This is a genomic window from Flavobacterium aurantiibacter (genome assembly GCF_002251775.1).
GTDB lineage: Bacteria > Bacteroidota > Bacteroidia > Flavobacteriales > Flavobacteriaceae > Flavobacterium > Flavobacterium aurantiibacter.
The window spans coordinates 1-16,189 of the sequence record NZ_NOXX01000160.1; the positions used below are offsets into that span (position 1 = coordinate 1).

11 protein-coding genes and 1 riboswitch are annotated in these 16,189 nt (G+C 40.8%); of the genes, 4 read left to right on the forward strand and 7 right to left on the reverse strand.

Annotated elements, in window-relative coordinates:
* Positions 1-549 precede the first annotated feature (549 nt).
* The 4 genes from metF to CHX27_RS04185 all read right to left on the reverse strand — a co-directional run bounded on the left by metF (position 550) and on the right by CHX27_RS04185 (position 7,004).
* Positions 550-1,503 (reverse strand): methylenetetrahydrofolate reductase [NAD(P)H], encoded by a 954-nt coding sequence (metF, locus tag CHX27_RS04175; protein WP_094485510.1) that lies wholly within the window; start codon positions 1,501-1,503, stop codon positions 550-552.
* On the reverse strand, positions 1,500-4,184 hold the full coding sequence (metH, locus tag CHX27_RS04180) for a methionine synthase (RefSeq protein ID WP_165764431.1): 2,685 nt from the start codon (positions 4,182-4,184) through the stop codon (positions 1,500-1,502). The genes metF and metH overlap by 4 nt, the downstream gene beginning before the upstream one ends.
* Positions 4,174-5,181, reverse strand: a complete 1,008-nt coding sequence (locus CHX27_RS15495) for a homocysteine S-methyltransferase family protein (protein WP_165764432.1) — start codon at positions 5,179-5,181, stop codon at positions 4,174-4,176. Before CHX27_RS15495 ends, metH begins: the two co-directional genes overlap by 11 nt.
* Positions 5,182-5,228: 47 nt before the next feature.
* Positions 5,229-5,332: riboswitch (SAM riboswitch) on the reverse strand.
* Positions 5,333-5,429: 97 nt separating this feature from the next.
* Positions 5,430-7,004: a T9SS-dependent choice-of-anchor J family protein gene (locus tag CHX27_RS04185; protein ID WP_094485511.1), complete on the reverse strand. Its 1,575-nt coding sequence runs from the start codon at positions 7,002-7,004 to the stop codon at positions 5,430-5,432.
* Positions 7,005-7,232: 228 nt separating this feature from the next.
* Between CHX27_RS04185 and metK the strand changes: the two genes are divergently transcribed.
* Positions 7,233-8,486, forward strand: coding sequence for a methionine adenosyltransferase (gene metK, locus CHX27_RS04190; RefSeq protein WP_094485512.1), 1,254 nt, complete (start codon positions 7,233-7,235; stop codon positions 8,484-8,486).
* 97 nt (positions 8,487-8,583) lie between these two features.
* Entirely contained in the window at positions 8,584-9,924 is a 1,341-nt protein-coding gene (locus tag CHX27_RS04195) for a hypothetical protein (RefSeq protein ID WP_094485513.1), read from the forward strand.
* Between the two features lie 10 nt (positions 9,925-9,934).
* On the opposite strand, the gene CHX27_RS04200 is transcribed toward CHX27_RS04195, so the two are convergent.
* The 3 genes from CHX27_RS04200 to CHX27_RS04210 all read right to left on the reverse strand — a co-directional run bounded on the left by CHX27_RS04200 (position 9,935) and on the right by CHX27_RS04210 (position 14,496).
* Positions 9,935-12,640 carry a TonB-dependent receptor gene (locus CHX27_RS04200; RefSeq protein WP_094485514.1) on the reverse strand — a complete coding sequence of 902 codons (2,706 nt, stop codon included), beginning with the start codon at positions 12,638-12,640 and terminating at the stop codon, positions 9,935-9,937.
* Between the two features lie 19 nt (positions 12,641-12,659).
* On the reverse strand, positions 12,660-13,505 hold the full coding sequence (locus tag CHX27_RS04205; protein WP_165764433.1) for a GLPGLI family protein: 846 nt from the start codon (positions 13,503-13,505) through the stop codon (positions 12,660-12,662).
* Positions 13,506-13,623: 118 nt separating this feature from the next.
* Positions 13,624-14,496: a GLPGLI family protein gene (locus CHX27_RS04210; RefSeq protein WP_094485516.1), complete on the reverse strand. Its 873-nt coding sequence runs from the start codon at positions 14,494-14,496 to the stop codon at positions 13,624-13,626.
* A gap of 81 nt (positions 14,497-14,577) precedes the next feature.
* Here CHX27_RS04210 and CHX27_RS04215 point away from each other — a divergent pair, with 81 nt between their 5' ends.
* A complete protein-coding gene (locus tag CHX27_RS04215; RefSeq protein ID WP_094485517.1) occupies positions 14,578-15,381 on the forward strand; it encodes a hypothetical protein in 804 nt (267 codons plus the stop codon).
* The gene (locus tag CHX27_RS04220) at positions 15,381-15,995 is read left to right on the forward strand and encodes a deoxynucleoside kinase (RefSeq protein WP_094485518.1); all 615 of its coding nucleotides are present in this window, start codon (positions 15,381-15,383) and stop codon (positions 15,993-15,995) included. The genes CHX27_RS04215 and CHX27_RS04220 overlap by 1 nt, the downstream gene beginning before the upstream one ends.
* Positions 15,996-16,189: the final 194 nt, after the last annotated feature.

The window sequence follows — 16,189 nt, forward strand, 5'->3', positions numbered from 1 at the left end:
CTATGCGGTTTTTGCTTTTGTACGCCCCGATTTAGGCAAGGCTTTCCGCTGCCATCCGGGCCGCAAAATCGTCACCGAACAATCGTTGCTAAAACAGTATAGTCAAGGAAATTTTTTAACATTCGTAATATTGCAATATTACCCAATACAATTAATTGATTAAATGAGCTTTAACACTTAAAGCGATTACGTTCAAAAAATAACGCTTAAAGATTTTTTAAATAATCTTTCAATCTCGAAATCTTTCAATCTCGAAATCTTTCAATCTTTTAATCTTTTAATCTTTCCGCATTATTGCTACGATTGCCGGGTGAGCGATAGAAGCGACATCCTTTTTGGCGTTATGATTTTCCACCATTGTGATGCCAAAAAGATATAGCGGATAGCGCGACGGCAGCTTTAATAGATATCTGCGAAGCGCTATGAAACGACTGCCGGCACCCCGAAGTACAAAAAATTATGCATTCTCGAAACCATTCAATATAAAATCTTTTAATCTCGAAATCTTTTAATCTTTAAATCTTTAAATCTCGAAATCTCGAAATCCCCCTAAAACACCGCCTTGGCAATCTTTGAGATCGATTCGGATTTACCCATCGAATAGTAGTGCAAGACTTCCACACCTGCTTTTTTGAGTTCTAAGCTTTGGCTGATACACCATTCGATTCCGGCTTGTTTGGCTGCATCGGCCGATTTAGTTTTGTACAATTCCGAAATGAGCTCGTCGGGCAAATCAACACGAAAACGCTGCGGAATCATGCTTAACTGTTTTAACGACGTTAGCGGCTTCAATCCAGGAATTATCGGAACCGTAATTCCTGCGGCGCGACATTTTTCCACAAAAGCAAAAAACTTCTGGTTGTCAAAAAACATTTGTGTGACTACATAATGCGCTCCGGCATCGATTTTTTGCTTTAAAAATGCAATATCAGTATCCAAATTCGGTGCTTCCATGTGTTTTTCTGGATAGCCAGCAACACCAATACAAAAGTTGGTTTTGCTTTTGTTCTCTAATTCTTCGTCGAGATAAATACCGTTGTTTAGTGCCACAATCTGAGTTACCAATTCCGAAGCATACTTGTGCCCATCGGGTTCTGGCCTAAAGTAAATTTCGTTCTTCACGGCATCGCCGCGTAAGGCAACTACATTTTCAATTCCCAAGAAATCGATATCAATCAAAAAGTTCTCAGTGTCTTCCTTGGAAAATCCGCCGCAAAGAATGTGTGGAACCGCGTCAACACCGTACTTATTCTGAATTGCTGCACAAATACCCACAGTTCCGGGTCGCTTTTTTACGATACGCTTCTTCAACAAACCGCCGGGTAATTCGGTATAAGCCACTTCTTCCCGATGGTAGGTAACATCTATAAACGGCGGTTTAAATTCCATCAAAGGTTCGATACTTTGAAAAATCGAATCGATGTTTTCGCCTTTAAGCGGTGGTAAAATCTCGAATGAGAATAAAGTTTCTTTTGCGTTTTGTATGTGCTCGGTTATTTTCATAATGATGTTAAGATGGGAGCAAGCCATTTTTCGGCTTCGTTGATACTTATTTTTCGTCGGTTGGCATAATCTTCAAGTTGGTCTTTACCGATTTTTCCCAAACCAAAATAACGACTGTTTGGATGCGCGAAATAATAGCCCGAGACGGCAGCCGTTGGAAACATAGCCATGCTTTCCGTTAAAGACACACCAATTTCATGTTCCACATTTAGAACGTCCCAAATGGTTTGCTTTTCAAGATGATCCGGACAAGCGGGATAACCGGGAGCAGGTCGTATACCTACGTATCGTTCTGCTATCAAATCGTCGTTACTTAGTGCTTCTGTTTCCACATATCCCCAATATTCCTTTCGAACCAGTTGATGTAAATACTCGGCAGCGGCTTCAGCCAAACGATCGGCTAAGGCTTGCAGCATAATTGCTTCATAGTCGTTATTCGAGGCACGCAAAGCAGCCGCTTTTTCTTCTACCTCGTAACCGGTACACACTGCAAACAAGCCCATGTAGTCGGTAATGTTGGCTGATTTTGGTGCAATAAAATCGGCCAAGGCTAAATTGGGTGCTGTGGCTGTTTTTTGAGATTGTTGACGCAAAGTGAGCAACTTAAACTTGTGTTTATCCGTTGTAGTAATTTCAATATCATCGTCAATTCGGTTGGCTTCAAACAATCCAAAAATACCTTTACCTGAAATTTGATTTTCCTCAATCAATCGATTTAACGTTGCTTGTGCATCGCTAAATAAGGCTGTCGCTTCTTTACCAACAATCGGATCTTCTAGAATTTCTGGAAACTTTCCGAACAACTGCCACGATCGAAAAAAAGGTGTCCAATCAATAAAATCGAGTAAAGTTTCTATGTTAAAATCAACTTGTTTAGTCCCTAAAAACTTGGGCTTACTAATGGTTTCGTTCGTAAAATTCAGCTGCAGGGCATTTTTACGCGCAGCTTCTAAAGAAAGTAGCTTCTTTTCCGATTGTCTGTTTAAATAGCCTTCGCGCAACTGCTTGTACTCCGATTTGATGTCGTTTTGATACGTTTCAGCTTCTTTTCCGATACTTTGCGCACAAACGTGTACGGCTTTCGATGCATCGTTTACATGAATCACCAAACCGTCGTACTCCGGATCAATTTTAACGGCTGTGTGCACGCGCGAAGTTGTTGCCCCACCAATAATCAAAGGAATTTTAAGTTTACGTCGTTGAAGTTCTTTTGCAACTTGCACCATTTCTTCCAGCGAAGGCGTAATTAATCCGCTTAAGCCAATGGCGTCGGCATTTTGAGCGATTGCTGTATCGATAATCTGGTGCGTGGGTACCATCACACCTAAATCGACAATCTCAAAATTATTGCATGCGAGCACCACACCTACGATATTCTTCCCAATGTCGTGCACATCACCTTTAACGGTGGCCATAACAATTTTTCCGGCACTAGAGCTTTTACCACTTTTAGAAGCTTCGATATACGGCAACAAATAGGCAACGGCTTTCTTCATAACACGAGCCGATTTAACAACTTGTGGAAGAAACATTTTTCCAGCTCCAAAGAGTTCACCTACCTCACCCATGCCATTCATCAACTGGTTTTCGATGACTTGTAGCGGCAATTCTGCTAGTTTACGGGCTTCTTCGGTATCTTCTTCGATAAATGCATCGACACCGTGAACGAGGCTGTAAGTTATCCGACTTTGAAGGTCTGAATTTCTCCAATCGGCTGTTTTAGTTTCTTGCTTTTTAGATGCCGCATAATTGGGAGCAATATCGAGTAAGCGCTCGGTTGCATCGGCACGTCTGTTCAAGATCACATCTTCTACAGCTTCTTTGAGTTCGGCTTCGATATCTTCGTAAATAACCAGCATTTCCGGATTTACAATTCCCATCGTGAGACCGTGTTTGATGGCGTGATAGAGAAAAACCGCATGCATGGCTTCGCGAACGGTATTGTTTCCACGAAAAGAAAAAGAGACATTACTTACTCCTCCACTAACTTTAGCGTGCGGAAGATTTTGTCGAATCCAAAGTGTGGCTTTGAAGAAATCAGTTGCATTGTTCCGATGCTCTTCCATGCCTGTTGCGACAGGGAAAATGTTCGGATCGAATATGATGTCTTGCGGCGGAAAACGAACGATTTCGGTCAAAATCTGATACGACCGACTGCAAATCTCGATGCGGCGTTCGAGCGTGTCGGCCTGACCTTTTTCATCAAAAGCCATAACTAAAACCGCGGCTCCGTATTTTCTGATGATTTTGGCTTGCTCGATAAACTTTTCTGCACCTTCCTTTAAGGATATCGAATTCACGATTCCTTTTCCCTGCAAGCATTTTAATCCGGCTTCAAGAACATCCCAGTCGGAACTGTCGACCATTATCGGAACACGTGCAATATCGGGTTCGGAGGCAATTAGGTTGATAAACGTAACCATAGCTTCTACCCCATCGAGCAAAGCCTCGTCCATATTGATATCTAAAATCTGCGCTCCTTCGAGTACTTGTTTACGTGCAATTTCAACAGCTTCAGTATAATCACCATTTTTTATCAGATTTAAAAACTTTTTGGAACCAGCTACGTTTGTACGCTCTCCGATATTTACGAAATTGGTAGTATCGGAAATCACAAACGGCTCTAAACCACTGAGCTTTAATGGCAACGAATCTGGAAAATTGATAGAATTATCGAGCATAGGTGCTGGTTACTTTTCGAGGTTGGTATTTGTGCGCAAGTTGTGCTAAGGCGGCTATGTGTGTGGGAGTAGTTCCACAACAACCGCCGACGATGTTTAGCAGATTTTCTTCGAAATACGGAACAAGGTGATTTGCCATTAATTCGGCCGACTGATCGTAAGCGCCGAATGCGTTGGGCAATCCGGCATTAGGATGTACCGACACATGGCAATTAGCAATTTGATTCAGTAATTGTGTGTGTGGAAACAACTGCTCGGCACCCAAGGCACAATTTAATCCAATGGAAAGCAGCGGCAGGTGTTCAATACTGTAAACAAAAGCTTCGAGCGTTTGCCCGGATAACAATCGGCCCGATAAATCGGTTATTGTTCCTGACACCATAACGGGAATTGGCTCGGTACGCTTTTCGTTGCATTCGGCTATGGCAACCAGAGCTGCTTTTGCATTTAGCGTATCGAAAATAGTTTCCACAAGGAAAAGATCTACACCACCGTTAACCAATGCTTGAATTTGTTCCGCGTAAGCGTCTTTAAGTTCGTCGAAGGTAACGGCTCTAAAACCGGGTCGGTTAACATCTGGGCTCATGCTTGCCGTGCGGTTAGTCGGACCGATGGAACCCGCCACGAATCGGGGCTTTTCGGGATTCTCTGAGGTATACTTTTGAGTTAGTTCTTTGGCAAGTTTTGCGGCTTCGAAATTGAGTTCATAAACGAGCGATTCCATGTGATAATCGGCCATTGAAATACTGTTGCTGTTAAAAGTATTCGTTTCGATAATATCGGCACCTGCATCGAGATATTGACTGTGTATTTCACGAATAGCTTTGGGCTGCGTGAGGGTAAGTAGGTCGTTATTTCCTTTAAGAAGTGTACTGTAGTTTTTAAAACGCGCTCCACGAAAATCAGACTCATCAAATTGATAAGCCTGCAGCATGGTTCCCATGGCGCCGTCGAGTATCAATATTTTTTCAGAAAGTAGTTCTGCTATGCTTTTCATAACTGTTGTTGATTTTAAACTGTTACGAAAGCCCAGAAAATGGATTTAAGTTATCTGTGTCTGAATTCAGACTAGAATGTAGCACCTTCTTTAAGATAAAGGGTTGCTAAGCTGTCATTGGGTCTATTCCCTCGAGCTTTCGTGATAACAGTCGGTATGTTAAAGAACGCTGCAAAGAAACAACACAGTTTGGTATAAAGCAAAAAAAAAGTCCGCCGAAGCGGACTTTTAGAGGAATAAAACAAAAATTATTTTTTAACAACTTTAAATGTCGTTGTTGCGCCTTCATTGGTTGTTAAATTTAACATGTAAACACCTGCAGATAAATCCGCAACAGGAATTTGAATAGCCTGTAATGATGATCCTGGAACTCTTTTAACGATTCTTCCATTGATATCGGTAAGAGTTGCTGCTTTAAAACCAGTACCTAAATTACTTACATTAATAAGGTCGATAACAGGATTTGGATATACTGACACTATTGCACTTTCAGGATTATCAACTGATAATGGAGCGCTCACGCTTACTAAATCAATTAGAGTAGCCCCAACAGTTGCTGCATCTTGAATGCCTGTAGTTGAGTGGAAACCTACATAATATACACCACTAGTAGTTGGAGTAAACGTAGCTTGTTGCAATTCATAAATATCAAAATCGATAGCTTCGTGAGTATTCAATAAAACTGATTGACCTGCAGCCGTTTTCTCAGATCCAATCTTAACTTCTAAGTTATTATTTTCACTAGCTCCTGTACCCAAATTTAGTTTACGTAAGTAGTAGCGAACGGTGTAATTTACTCCAGCTGTTAGGCTTATACCACGTGAAAACAACCAAGCGTCTGAGTCTACGGCTGCACCAACCACTGCTGCAAAACCTTCACCCTCTTGAACAAAATCTGCATTAGCAGCTCCCGCAAGGAACTGATCCCAAGGCCCACCGCTTGGCGCTACAGTGTTATCCCAACCTGCAGTTGAAAAGTTTCCAGCTTCAAATCCGTATGAATAATCTGTGTTAGCATTTGATACAAGAGGTGTATAAATAACGTACGGACCATCAAATACAGTTTCGCAGCTATTTTTGATATAGAAGTTATATGCAGTACCTTCTGTTAAGTTAGTAAATGTAGCGGTTTCATCATTGGTATTAATGACTGTACCAGTACCCTGAGTAAATCCTTCCGGTCCGTACTCAACTGTGAAGCTAGTAGAAAGAGAATCCCAAGTAATAACAGCTTCCGTTGTAGTTAACGAAGAGATCGCTAACGAGTTGATTATTGGACAGGTAGTAACACTAACATTGTCTAGACGAGCAGTATCGCCATCATTACCATCGTATCTGAAACGAACTTTACAGTTTGATTGTCCTAAATAAGCACTAAGATTAAGGCTGATATCGAAAATTTCGTAGTCAATATACTCTCCTAAATCATTTTCATTCCACAAATCTGTGTACGTTGTACCTCCATCTGTTGAAATCGCAACGGTGAAGTTACAGTTGTCGAATGGGTCTACAAAATACTCATATCCTAATCGTACACTAAAATTTAAATAAGCTGAATTTTGACCTGAAAGAGTAAACGTTGGTGTGATTAATCTTTCATCTTGTTGAGCAGCAACCCATACAACTGTTGCAGATGCACTTCCCGAAATAGGAGTTGTAGTGCTTCTTCTCCATTGATTAGCTGGTGTTGAGACAGTGTTTTGACGAACCCAACCTGTTGGCGGGAAAGTAGTACCCTCGAAGCCTTCAAATGGCAATGGGTCTTGTGCTTGTACTAAATTTGACAATCCAGCGATTGCCAACAAGAGTAGTAATTTTTTCATAATTCTTATTTAATATTAAATTCAACGGTAAAAGTATAGATTTTTCAACAAAAAATCATTTCTCCAAAAAAAAAGTTGGATAAATCGGTGTTAAAATCTACATTTGCGCTCGAAAATACTGGAGGAAAAATTTGATCTGATTGCAACCTCGTAAAAAAAATGCTAAAGCAGTGCCTCACCTCCCTACTTTAGCTTCCGCAATCATCCTCCATTTAATTTACAAGTAAAATGGCATATTTCTTTACATCCGAATCTGTTAGCGAAGGTCATCCAGACAAAATCGCAGACCAAATCTCCGACGCTTTAATCGACCATTTCCTCGCGCTAGATCCACAATCGAAGGTAGCTTGTGAAACGCTAGTTACTACAGGTCAGGTGGTTTTAGCAGGTGAAATAAAATCGGATATTTATCTTGATGTACAAAAAATTACCCGCGAGGTTATTCGCAAAATTGGTTACACGAAAAGCGAATACAAATTTGATGCAGAATCTTGCGGAATTTTATCAGCGCTGCATGAGCAATCCGCCGATATCAATCAAGGTGTTGAACGCAAAGACCCGAAAGAGCAAGGTGCAGGCGACCAAGGTATGATGTTTGGTTATGCAACCAACGAAACTGCCGATTACATGCCTTTGGCTCTCGATCTTTCTCACAAATTGCTTCAAGAATTAGCTGAGCTTCGTCGCGAAAATAACGAAATCAAATACTTACGCCCAGACGCCAAATCGCAAGTAACTTTGGAATACGACGACAACAACAAACCGTCGCGTATTCATACAATAGTTCTTTCTACACAGCACGACGATTTCAATGCCGATGAAACCGTTATGCAAAAGCAAATCGAGGCCGACGTTAAAAATATTCTCGTTCCACGAATTCTTAATAAATACCCTGAATACGCACACCTATTCAACAACGAAATTACCTACCACGTTAACCCAACTGGAAAGTTCGTTATTGGCGGACCACACGGAGATACCGGACTTACCGGAAGAAAAATCATCGTTGATACATACGGCGGCAAAGGTGCACACGGTGGAGGCGCTTTCTCTGGAAAAGACCCGAGTAAAGTAGACCGTTCGGCAGCTTACGCAACAAGACATATTGCAAAAAATCTAGTTGCTGCGGGCGTTGCTAGCGAAGTACTTGTTCAAGTTTCTTACGCAATTGGTGTTGCCCGACCTATGGCCGTTTATGTAAATACATACGGAACGGCAACTGTATCTTTGAACGATGCGCAAATCGCCGAGAAAGTGCAAGAATTATTCGACCTAACACCATACGGTATCGAAACATCGTTGGAGTTACGTAACCCAATTTACCAAGAAACGGCAGCCTACGGACATATGGGACGTCGTCCGGAAACCAAAGAAAAAACATTCTTAGGCCCAGACGGAAAACTACTTACAAAGACTGTTAATCTTTTTACGTGGGAAAAACTAGATCGCGTAAACGATATCAAACAAGCCTTCGGATTATAAAACTAAGCCTCCTTCGGGAGGCTTTTTTATTGGAAAAGCGACTATTTTGCTTCCGATTTAATTTTCTGTAGCTTCGCTTCAAACCGATGAAACAATTATGAGTGCACGCTTCGAACTCTCTAACAAGCAAATTTGTTTTGCTTTGGGATTATTCAGTGCAGCTGTGGCCATGAATTTCCACAGCAAATCTGAATTCATGCTTTGGTTTAAATACACCAGCATTCTATTGCTTTTAATCCAAGCTTTTCGTTTGAGTTGGTATTTACCTGCCTTGGTTTCCACCTGTGTTGCAAGCTTGTATTATACCCTTTTTTTTCCGCGCTTACCAAACCATTCGTCTTTAGAGCTTTTTATTGGGATTTGTATAATCATCCTTTTCGGACTAAAATTTATACGCCGTAAAAGTTCGCTTTCGCCAGAAATCATCCCCTGGATTTTTAGGGTGTCTTTGATTAGCGTTTATTGGTTTGCCGGTTTTCATAAACTAAATACGGGATACTTCGACCTCAACAGCAGCTGCGCCATACGTGTTAATGACCTTATCATCGATGGTTCTGTGAATTATTTAGGCCTGGCGAAAAATAGCGTGATTAAAACCCTGATCGTTGCAACTTTTGTTCTCGAAATGGTTATTCCATTCGGATTGTTATTTCGCTCAAGCAGAAAAATAACCGCCTTGCTCCTACTCCTTTTTCATGCCTATTTGAGTATTCGAGTTTTCGCCGATTTTAGTGCACTCGCTGTCTTTCTCATTGCCGGTTCCTTGCTGGACTTTTCGCCGAAAACCCAAACTGATCATTTAGAGAAATCGTTTCGAATCTACAGCATTTTTGTCGCTGCAGCCATCTTAATCGAAACGCTTTTAAACCAATTTAAGTACCCAATGACCGTCTACACTGTAGTTCATGGTGCCATATACAACTTCGGCGTCTTGTTGTTGTTTGTAACCATCTATAGAACTAAAACAACAGCGCTATCGCTCTCAAGAAATCAAAAAATTGGCTTGCTAATAATCCCAATCGCAGTTGCACTTTGGTCGCTTCGTCCGTATTTAGGATTAGGAAATACAGCAAACCTGACGATGTTCTCGAACCTTGTTACGGAAAAATCAAGATCAAATCATTTTTTCATCGATACAAAATCCACGAAATTGACGACTTGGGAAGAAGATTATGTAGAATGTGTTGCTCTTCCCGAACAAATGAAAAACGAAGAACTTGAAGGTTTCCTTTTACCTAAGCAAGAACTGTCGTTTATCATCCGCACATATGCCGCCCGTTATCCCAAAAATAAATTGCCTGCGATTCTCGTTTATCAAGGAAAAAGACTAAACATACCTGATTTAAAAACTTCCGCTTTCGCAGAATACGAGCGTCTTTATAAGTACGTTTTCTTCCGACGCATCCCTAAAGAAGGTCCGTGCCCGTGCTTGTGGTAACGTAAACTTTCTACAAATTATACTTCACACTAAACAGCAAAAACCTCGGTTGTACGCGATATTGGCTGGTTCGGAACGAAAACTCGGAAAAACTATCGTCGTTCAGTGAAGTCGTATTCAATAAATTGGTTCCCGAAACTTTGAACTCCCAATTACTTCCTTTCTTGAAATACGACAAACTTGCGCTGAGGAAATCATATTCGTTATTTACCGATTTATCTCGGCTGTAATAGTGGAAAAACTCATATTCTGCAACAAATGAAAATCCATCGGCAAAATAGTAATCGAGATTTACAAACGGTCGATCGGTAAGGAAGGTCTGATTTTGATAATCGTTCTGCGTATATCCGTAACCAAACTCGATATTGGGTGCGTTTTTAAAATTGGTTGAAGCGCGCAAGGTGTAGCTTTGTGTAAAACTTTCGGTTGTAATAAAAGTGGCATTCTGTAAGTTATTGAACTTCGACCAATTCATAGAAATGTTCAGCGAAGCCTTGTAGAATCGCGCAAAAGAACGGCCGTACGATCCACTGCCATTTAAAGCTTCGTCGACACGCGGCGAATTAAATGGTGTTGAAAACTGATTCACGCCATCGAAAAACGCATTCCGCTTCACAGCATCTAAGGTTCGGGTGTAATTCAAAAATCCAAAGATGTTTTCAAAATTAAACATATTGTATCGGAAATAGCGCAACGAGTGCGACTGTGCAGTTGCGTTCTGTATGCTTCGCAATCCACGAAATAAACTGTTGTAGTTCGTAAGAATATAGCCTTCGGGCAGCTGACTCACATCGGTGAAGCTATTGGTCCATGCGTAATTATACGTCAAGGTTTCCGACTTTTTAATCTGATATAAGGCATAAAAATCAGGCAATAGTTGGTCGAAATTTTGGTTGTAAAGAGTTCCTTGTTGCTCGTTTCTTAGTGAAAACCTATGATAACTCAAGCCGGGCATAATAGTAAACTTGCCAAAAAGCAACTTGTAGTGTAAGCCCAGGTAACTGTCAATAAATCGGTATCGTACATCGTTGTCGGTAACCGGGTTTAAATCTTCCGTGGTACCGTTGTCGAGCTGTTGAAATAAATCGCCCGTTAATCGCTGATTGGAATACGTATTTGCCAACGTAAAATTGAAGTTGCTCTTCGGTGTTAATACGTAGTAATAGTCAATTTTCGCGTCAAGCTTATTGGTTTTTATAAATCGATTTTGGAACAAATTGAAACGTCCTGAAGGCTGATCGACGATTCCTAAATTAAAATCGTCGTTGCCTGTTGTATTATCTGGAAACGGATTTTCTCCTAAATCGGCTGCATACATCGGATCTTCATCTTGGTACAAGTGTTGCACTTCCGCTGCAAAAATATGATTGTCAGACAAGGTGTAGTAAGCAGCAAAATTTTGGTTTATTGACGCTGGTTTTTGTGTTTTATCGGTGAAAATTTGCTCGTCGCGGTTGCCTTGCGATGTTAGAATCTGGCGAAACAAACTCGTTCCTTCACTTTGATCAGACAATTTACCTAACGCATCGTAATCAATTTGCAATTTAGAATTAGGCTTGTAGGTGGCGCTCAGTTTAAACAATCCCAACTTATTGCTCTGATCAGCATTTTCTTCGGTTAGCTGTCGGTCGCCGGTTTGAACAATTTGCAAGCGACTGTCGGTTTCCAACCGTGTGTCGGATCGTGAAAAGATAGCAAAACCACTTAACGTAAGCTTTGACGTCGGGCTGTATGAAAAGTTCGTTGCACCAAATTTGGTTAAAATCTCGGCCGCTCGATTGTTTCGCAGTCCGAGTAAACCTAAGTCGTTACTACTTACATTAAAGCGACTCCCTCCTTTTCCCATGATATTCCGAAAACCGCCCGTAAACTTGAAGTAATCCTGTGTAGTTAGTGGTAATTCGCCTACATTATTTGTATTTGCAATAACGTTAATGCTGTACTTGGGCGAATAGTAAAACAGCTTTGGATTTAAAATGTAACGTTTGTCTGGTCCGGCGGCTGCGGTGACATCACCAAACCAAAAATTCTTCTTTCCTTTTTTGAGTTTGATGTTCATTGCAACGTTTTCTTCGTTGTTTTCCAAGCCTTTCAACGCACCGACCTCATTGTAGTTTCGGAGTACTTGCACTTTATCAATCGCGTCGGCAGGAATATTCTTAACACCCAGTTTCGTATCGCCATCAAAAAAGTCTTTTCCTTCTACCATCAATTTCTGAACGGCTTTTCCCTCCACTTCTATCTGTCCGTCGGCATTTACTTGCACGCCCGGTAGTTTTTTCAAAACGTCTTCCAATTTGCGTTCGGTACCCGAACTAAACGAATCGGCGTTGTAAACAATGGTATCTCCTTTTATAGAAACGGGCATCTCATTTACAATCTCTACACCTTCTAACTCTACACTATCCGGATCTAAAACAATATTTTTTACAACATTCTCGTTTCCAACCACTAAAGTTAGTTCCTTCGGACGGTATCCCAAAAAACTGATGCGCAGCAAATACGTTTTGTTGGCTTTAACGTTTAATGAATAACGGCCTTTATCGCTAGTTATCGAATAGGATTCCATAGATTGGGAATCGACGTTAACAGCCATGACGTTAGCCAATTCAATCGGACTTTTAATCGAGTCGGTTACAACACCCTCAATACGAACTGTTTGCGAAAAGGAAAAAAGAGTCGAAAAAACAAAAATGATGATTAATAGTATACGCATCGATTGCAGATTTAAACCGTTAGTTTCCCGACTTGAAAATTACATTTCCATCGGAATCTTGCATGCTTTCGATTTTCTTCCGCTGAATTTCTTCGAACTTCTTACGAGAAACTTTCTCGCCTGTACTTGGCGCTTTGATTTTAAAATTTTCTTTGGAATTCAAGGTTACTTTTTGGCACAAAATCACCAATTGTTCTTCTTGCAGCTCCAAAATTAAACCGGGTAATCCCCAATAATTCTTTGGGCCAAAGCTCACAGGGATTTCAGGTGTGTACCAAGCAACAACCACGCGATCTTTTGGTTCCGGAATTTTAAACAAAGACGGTTTTGTTTTTTCACGCTCTAAAAAGTCGGCGTAATCCTTGCGCTCTTGTTCGGTAACGGGAATAACTAACTCCGCTTTCATACAGGTGTACGCGCCAATTTTCTTGGTTTCTGTTCCGAGTTTCCAATTCAGTTGCTCGAGTGGTTCGGAAATCAAAAACTCTTTTCCAAAAATATCTTCTTCTTCTAAAAGTTCCTTTTTCTTCAGATTTAGGTACTTTTTTCCGCTACCCGGTATGCCTATCGAAAATCCCATGCCCGCTGCGGCACCCGAAGGTTTTTCGAGTTGCTGATTCTCTTCGTAAACTGCTTCTACTTTATTAAATGTGAGTGTATATTGTTTTTCTGTAGCATCTTTTATCGCGTCTTTGATAGTTTGTTCAAACTCCGGACCTAAACTTTCTTTTACCGAATCATCGGCAAAATCAATATCCGACTTAATAATCAATTTCGAGAAATATTCGGCTTTTCCTTGAAATTCTTGAGCCCAAGCAGCGGTTAAACCAAACGTACATGCAATAAGTAGTAGTGTTTTTCTCATATCAAAAAGATTAGCTTTTACTATAAGTTTTAATGAATTACTTAAAACATTGGTGGATCCAACTGTCTGATTGTTACAGTAAAACCGAAATTTAACACATAAAACCTTAAACGGCAAGCTATCTCGGAATGCGCATTTGGTTACCGCGACCGTTCTGATACATGTCGCGCATTTCCTGCATTTTCTTGGTAACCGTTTCGTCGAAATCATTTTGGTTGATTTCTTTCCCGTTTGTAGGTGCCTTGATTTCCTTTTTGTCTTTAGCGTTGAGCACCACTTTTGAGGCGAGAATGATTGTTTTATCAGCAGCTACTTCCAAAATCAAACCAGGCAACCCGTAATACATTTCCGGACCCTGACTTACCGGAATATCTGGCGTGTACCAAGCAACGACTTCGATTTCAGTAGGCATTTCCATTTGATCCATGAAATTCGTTGGTCGGTCGTTCTTTTTCTCGTCGGTAGTTTCTTCTTGCTTTTTTCGACGCATGTTTCGGAAATCCGATTGGCTAGGTTTTACTTTAGCCGTAGCCTTAAAACAGGTATAGTTCCCAATTTTCTTGGACTCACCCGTGATTTTCCAATCGTATTTTGGCAAAGAGTCTTTCACTAAAAATTCTTTTCCGAAAATCTCTTTGTCCACCACATAGTTTTTGGTTTTTACATTCTTGTAAAATGTTCCGCCACCACCAGCAAAACTGGCCATCATACGCATAGAGCCACCGCCTTGAGTTCCCGGCGTTTCGAGCTTTTCTTGCTCTTTGTAAATACTGGCGTTTAAATCGAAGTATAAATCGAATGTCTTTTCAGACAATTTTTTCATGCGCTCATCAATCATCTTCTGCATTTCCGGCGTAATTTCTCGGTTACCACCCATTTTAAAATCCGAAACCGACGTTTTTGATTCGTAAACCACATAACCCTGAAAATCTTTCTGAGCAAAAGCCAGAGTTGTTAAAATAAGAAAGAAGGAAGTGAGCAGGTTTTTCATTTTAGTTACATTAGCTGTAAGCAAAGATGACGAATGACTTTGATTATTGTTACCATAAAAATGTTAAACTGTTAGCCCAACATGTTAAGAAAAATACCGTGTACCACACTAATAGTAAGTCTTTTACTACTTGCTTCTGGGCTTTTTGCGCAAGCACAGTCGGTAAAATGGCTTCGAGATATTCCGTTGGAATACGGCGAAAAGCTGGCAGCAATCGACAAATATGGCTCTGTTTACACTTTTATGGGGAGCGTGGTTACCAAACGCGATTCTATTCGCAAATACGTTTACCAAAATACGGGTATGGGTGCGCCACAAAACATCGAATTGCAAAATCCGCTGAAACCTTTGCTCTTTTATCCGAATTTTAATGCAGCCGTTATTCTCGATAACTTGTTCAACGAAATCGAAACTTTATCGTTTCAACAACTCGCCCCAAATCTCGTGGCTTCTGCGGTATTTACGGCAGCGCAGAACAATTTGTGGATTTGCAACGAAACCGATCAGAAAATCTACCGCTACGAACTCCAAAGCCGAAAACTGCAACCACTTACACAAAATTTACGCTTAAACGCCACGTGGTTTGCGGCCGATTTGAATTTTCTATACTGGAACGACGCCGAAAACTACTTGTGGAAACTCAATTTCTTCGGAAACATTAGCTCCGACCTAGCCATTCCGCCCTTTGAGCAGCTGCAATTGTTAGAAAATTATGGTATAATTTACAGTTTCGACGGAAAAATTTTCACACTCGACTATAAAAATAAACAGATAAAAAAACTGGAATTACCGATTAACAACTTCCAATCTTTTGCCGTTAAAGGTCAATTTTTAGCTATTTTTACCGACAGTCAAATCAAAGTTTATTACCTAAATATACCTTAATGCACATAGCAGTTGCCGGCAATATTGGTGCCGGAAAAACCACACTTACCGGATTATTAGCCAAGCAATTTAAATGGGAACCGCATTACGAAGATGTGGTTGATAATCCGTATCTCGACGATTTCTACCACCAAATGGAACGCTGGTCGTTTAACTTACAAATTTACTTTCTAAACTCGCGTTTTCGCCAAATCTTGCAAATTCGCCAGAGTGGTAAACGAATCATTCAAGACCGAACCATTTACGAAGATGCACATATTTTTGCGCCCAATTTGCACGCCATGGGACTTATGACGAACCGCGATTTTCAAAACTACAGCTCGCTGTTCGAACTCATGGAAACGCTCGTAAAAGCGCCCGATTTGCTTATTTATCTGCGCAGTTCGATCCCAAATTTGGTCGGTCAAATTCACAAACGCGGACGCGAGTATGAGAATAGTATTTCCATCGATTACCTCAGCCGACTCAACGAGCGTTACGAAGCATGGATTCACGGCTACGACAAAGGCAAACTACTCATCATCGATGTAGATAATATCGACTTTGTAAACAATCCCGAAGATTTAGGTACAATCATCACACGAGTGGATACCGAGCTAAACGGCTTGTTTTAATCCGCTATCGTTTGGGCAGCATTTCCGGTTTTTCGCTGCAAGCTGCCTCACAAAATGCGCTAAAAACCTGAGTTCGATTAAAAATCTTTGTCAGATCGCTTGAAATCAATAAATTGTGAAATCAAAAAGCGATGAAAGGAACAACTTTAACGCTAAACAGATAAACGGCTGCCTACTTCGTTAGATTTTTTTGC

Coding starts and splice junctions, on each gene's coding strand:
- metF (WP_094485510.1), bottom strand. CDS start 1,503: ATGAAAATAACCGAGCACATACAAAACGCAAAAGAAACTTTATTCTCA.
- metH (WP_165764431.1), bottom strand. CDS start 4,184: ATGCTCGATAATTCTATCAATTTTCCAGATTCGTTGCCATTAAAGCTC.
- CHX27_RS15495 (WP_165764432.1), bottom strand. CDS start 5,181: ATGAAAAGCATAGCAGAACTACTTTCTGAAAAAATATTGATACTCGAC.
- CHX27_RS04185 (WP_094485511.1), bottom strand. CDS start 7,004: ATGAAAAAATTACTACTCTTGTTGGCAATCGCTGGATTGTCAAATTTA.
- metK (WP_094485512.1), top strand. CDS start 7,233: ATGGCATATTTCTTTACATCCGAATCTGTTAGCGAAGGTCATCCAGAC.
- CHX27_RS04195 (WP_094485513.1), top strand. CDS start 8,584: ATGAGTGCACGCTTCGAACTCTCTAACAAGCAAATTTGTTTTGCTTTG.
- CHX27_RS04200 (WP_094485514.1), bottom strand. CDS start 12,640: ATGCGTATACTATTAATCATCATTTTTGTTTTTTCGACTCTTTTTTCC.
- CHX27_RS04205 (WP_165764433.1), bottom strand. CDS start 13,505: ATGAGAAAAACACTACTACTTATTGCATGTACGTTTGGTTTAACCGCT.
- CHX27_RS04210 (WP_094485516.1), bottom strand. CDS start 14,496: ATGAAAAACCTGCTCACTTCCTTCTTTCTTATTTTAACAACTCTGGCT.
- CHX27_RS04215 (WP_094485517.1), top strand. CDS start 14,578: ATGTTAAGAAAAATACCGTGTACCACACTAATAGTAAGTCTTTTACTA.
- CHX27_RS04220 (WP_094485518.1), top strand. CDS start 15,381: ATGCACATAGCAGTTGCCGGCAATATTGGTGCCGGAAAAACCACACTT.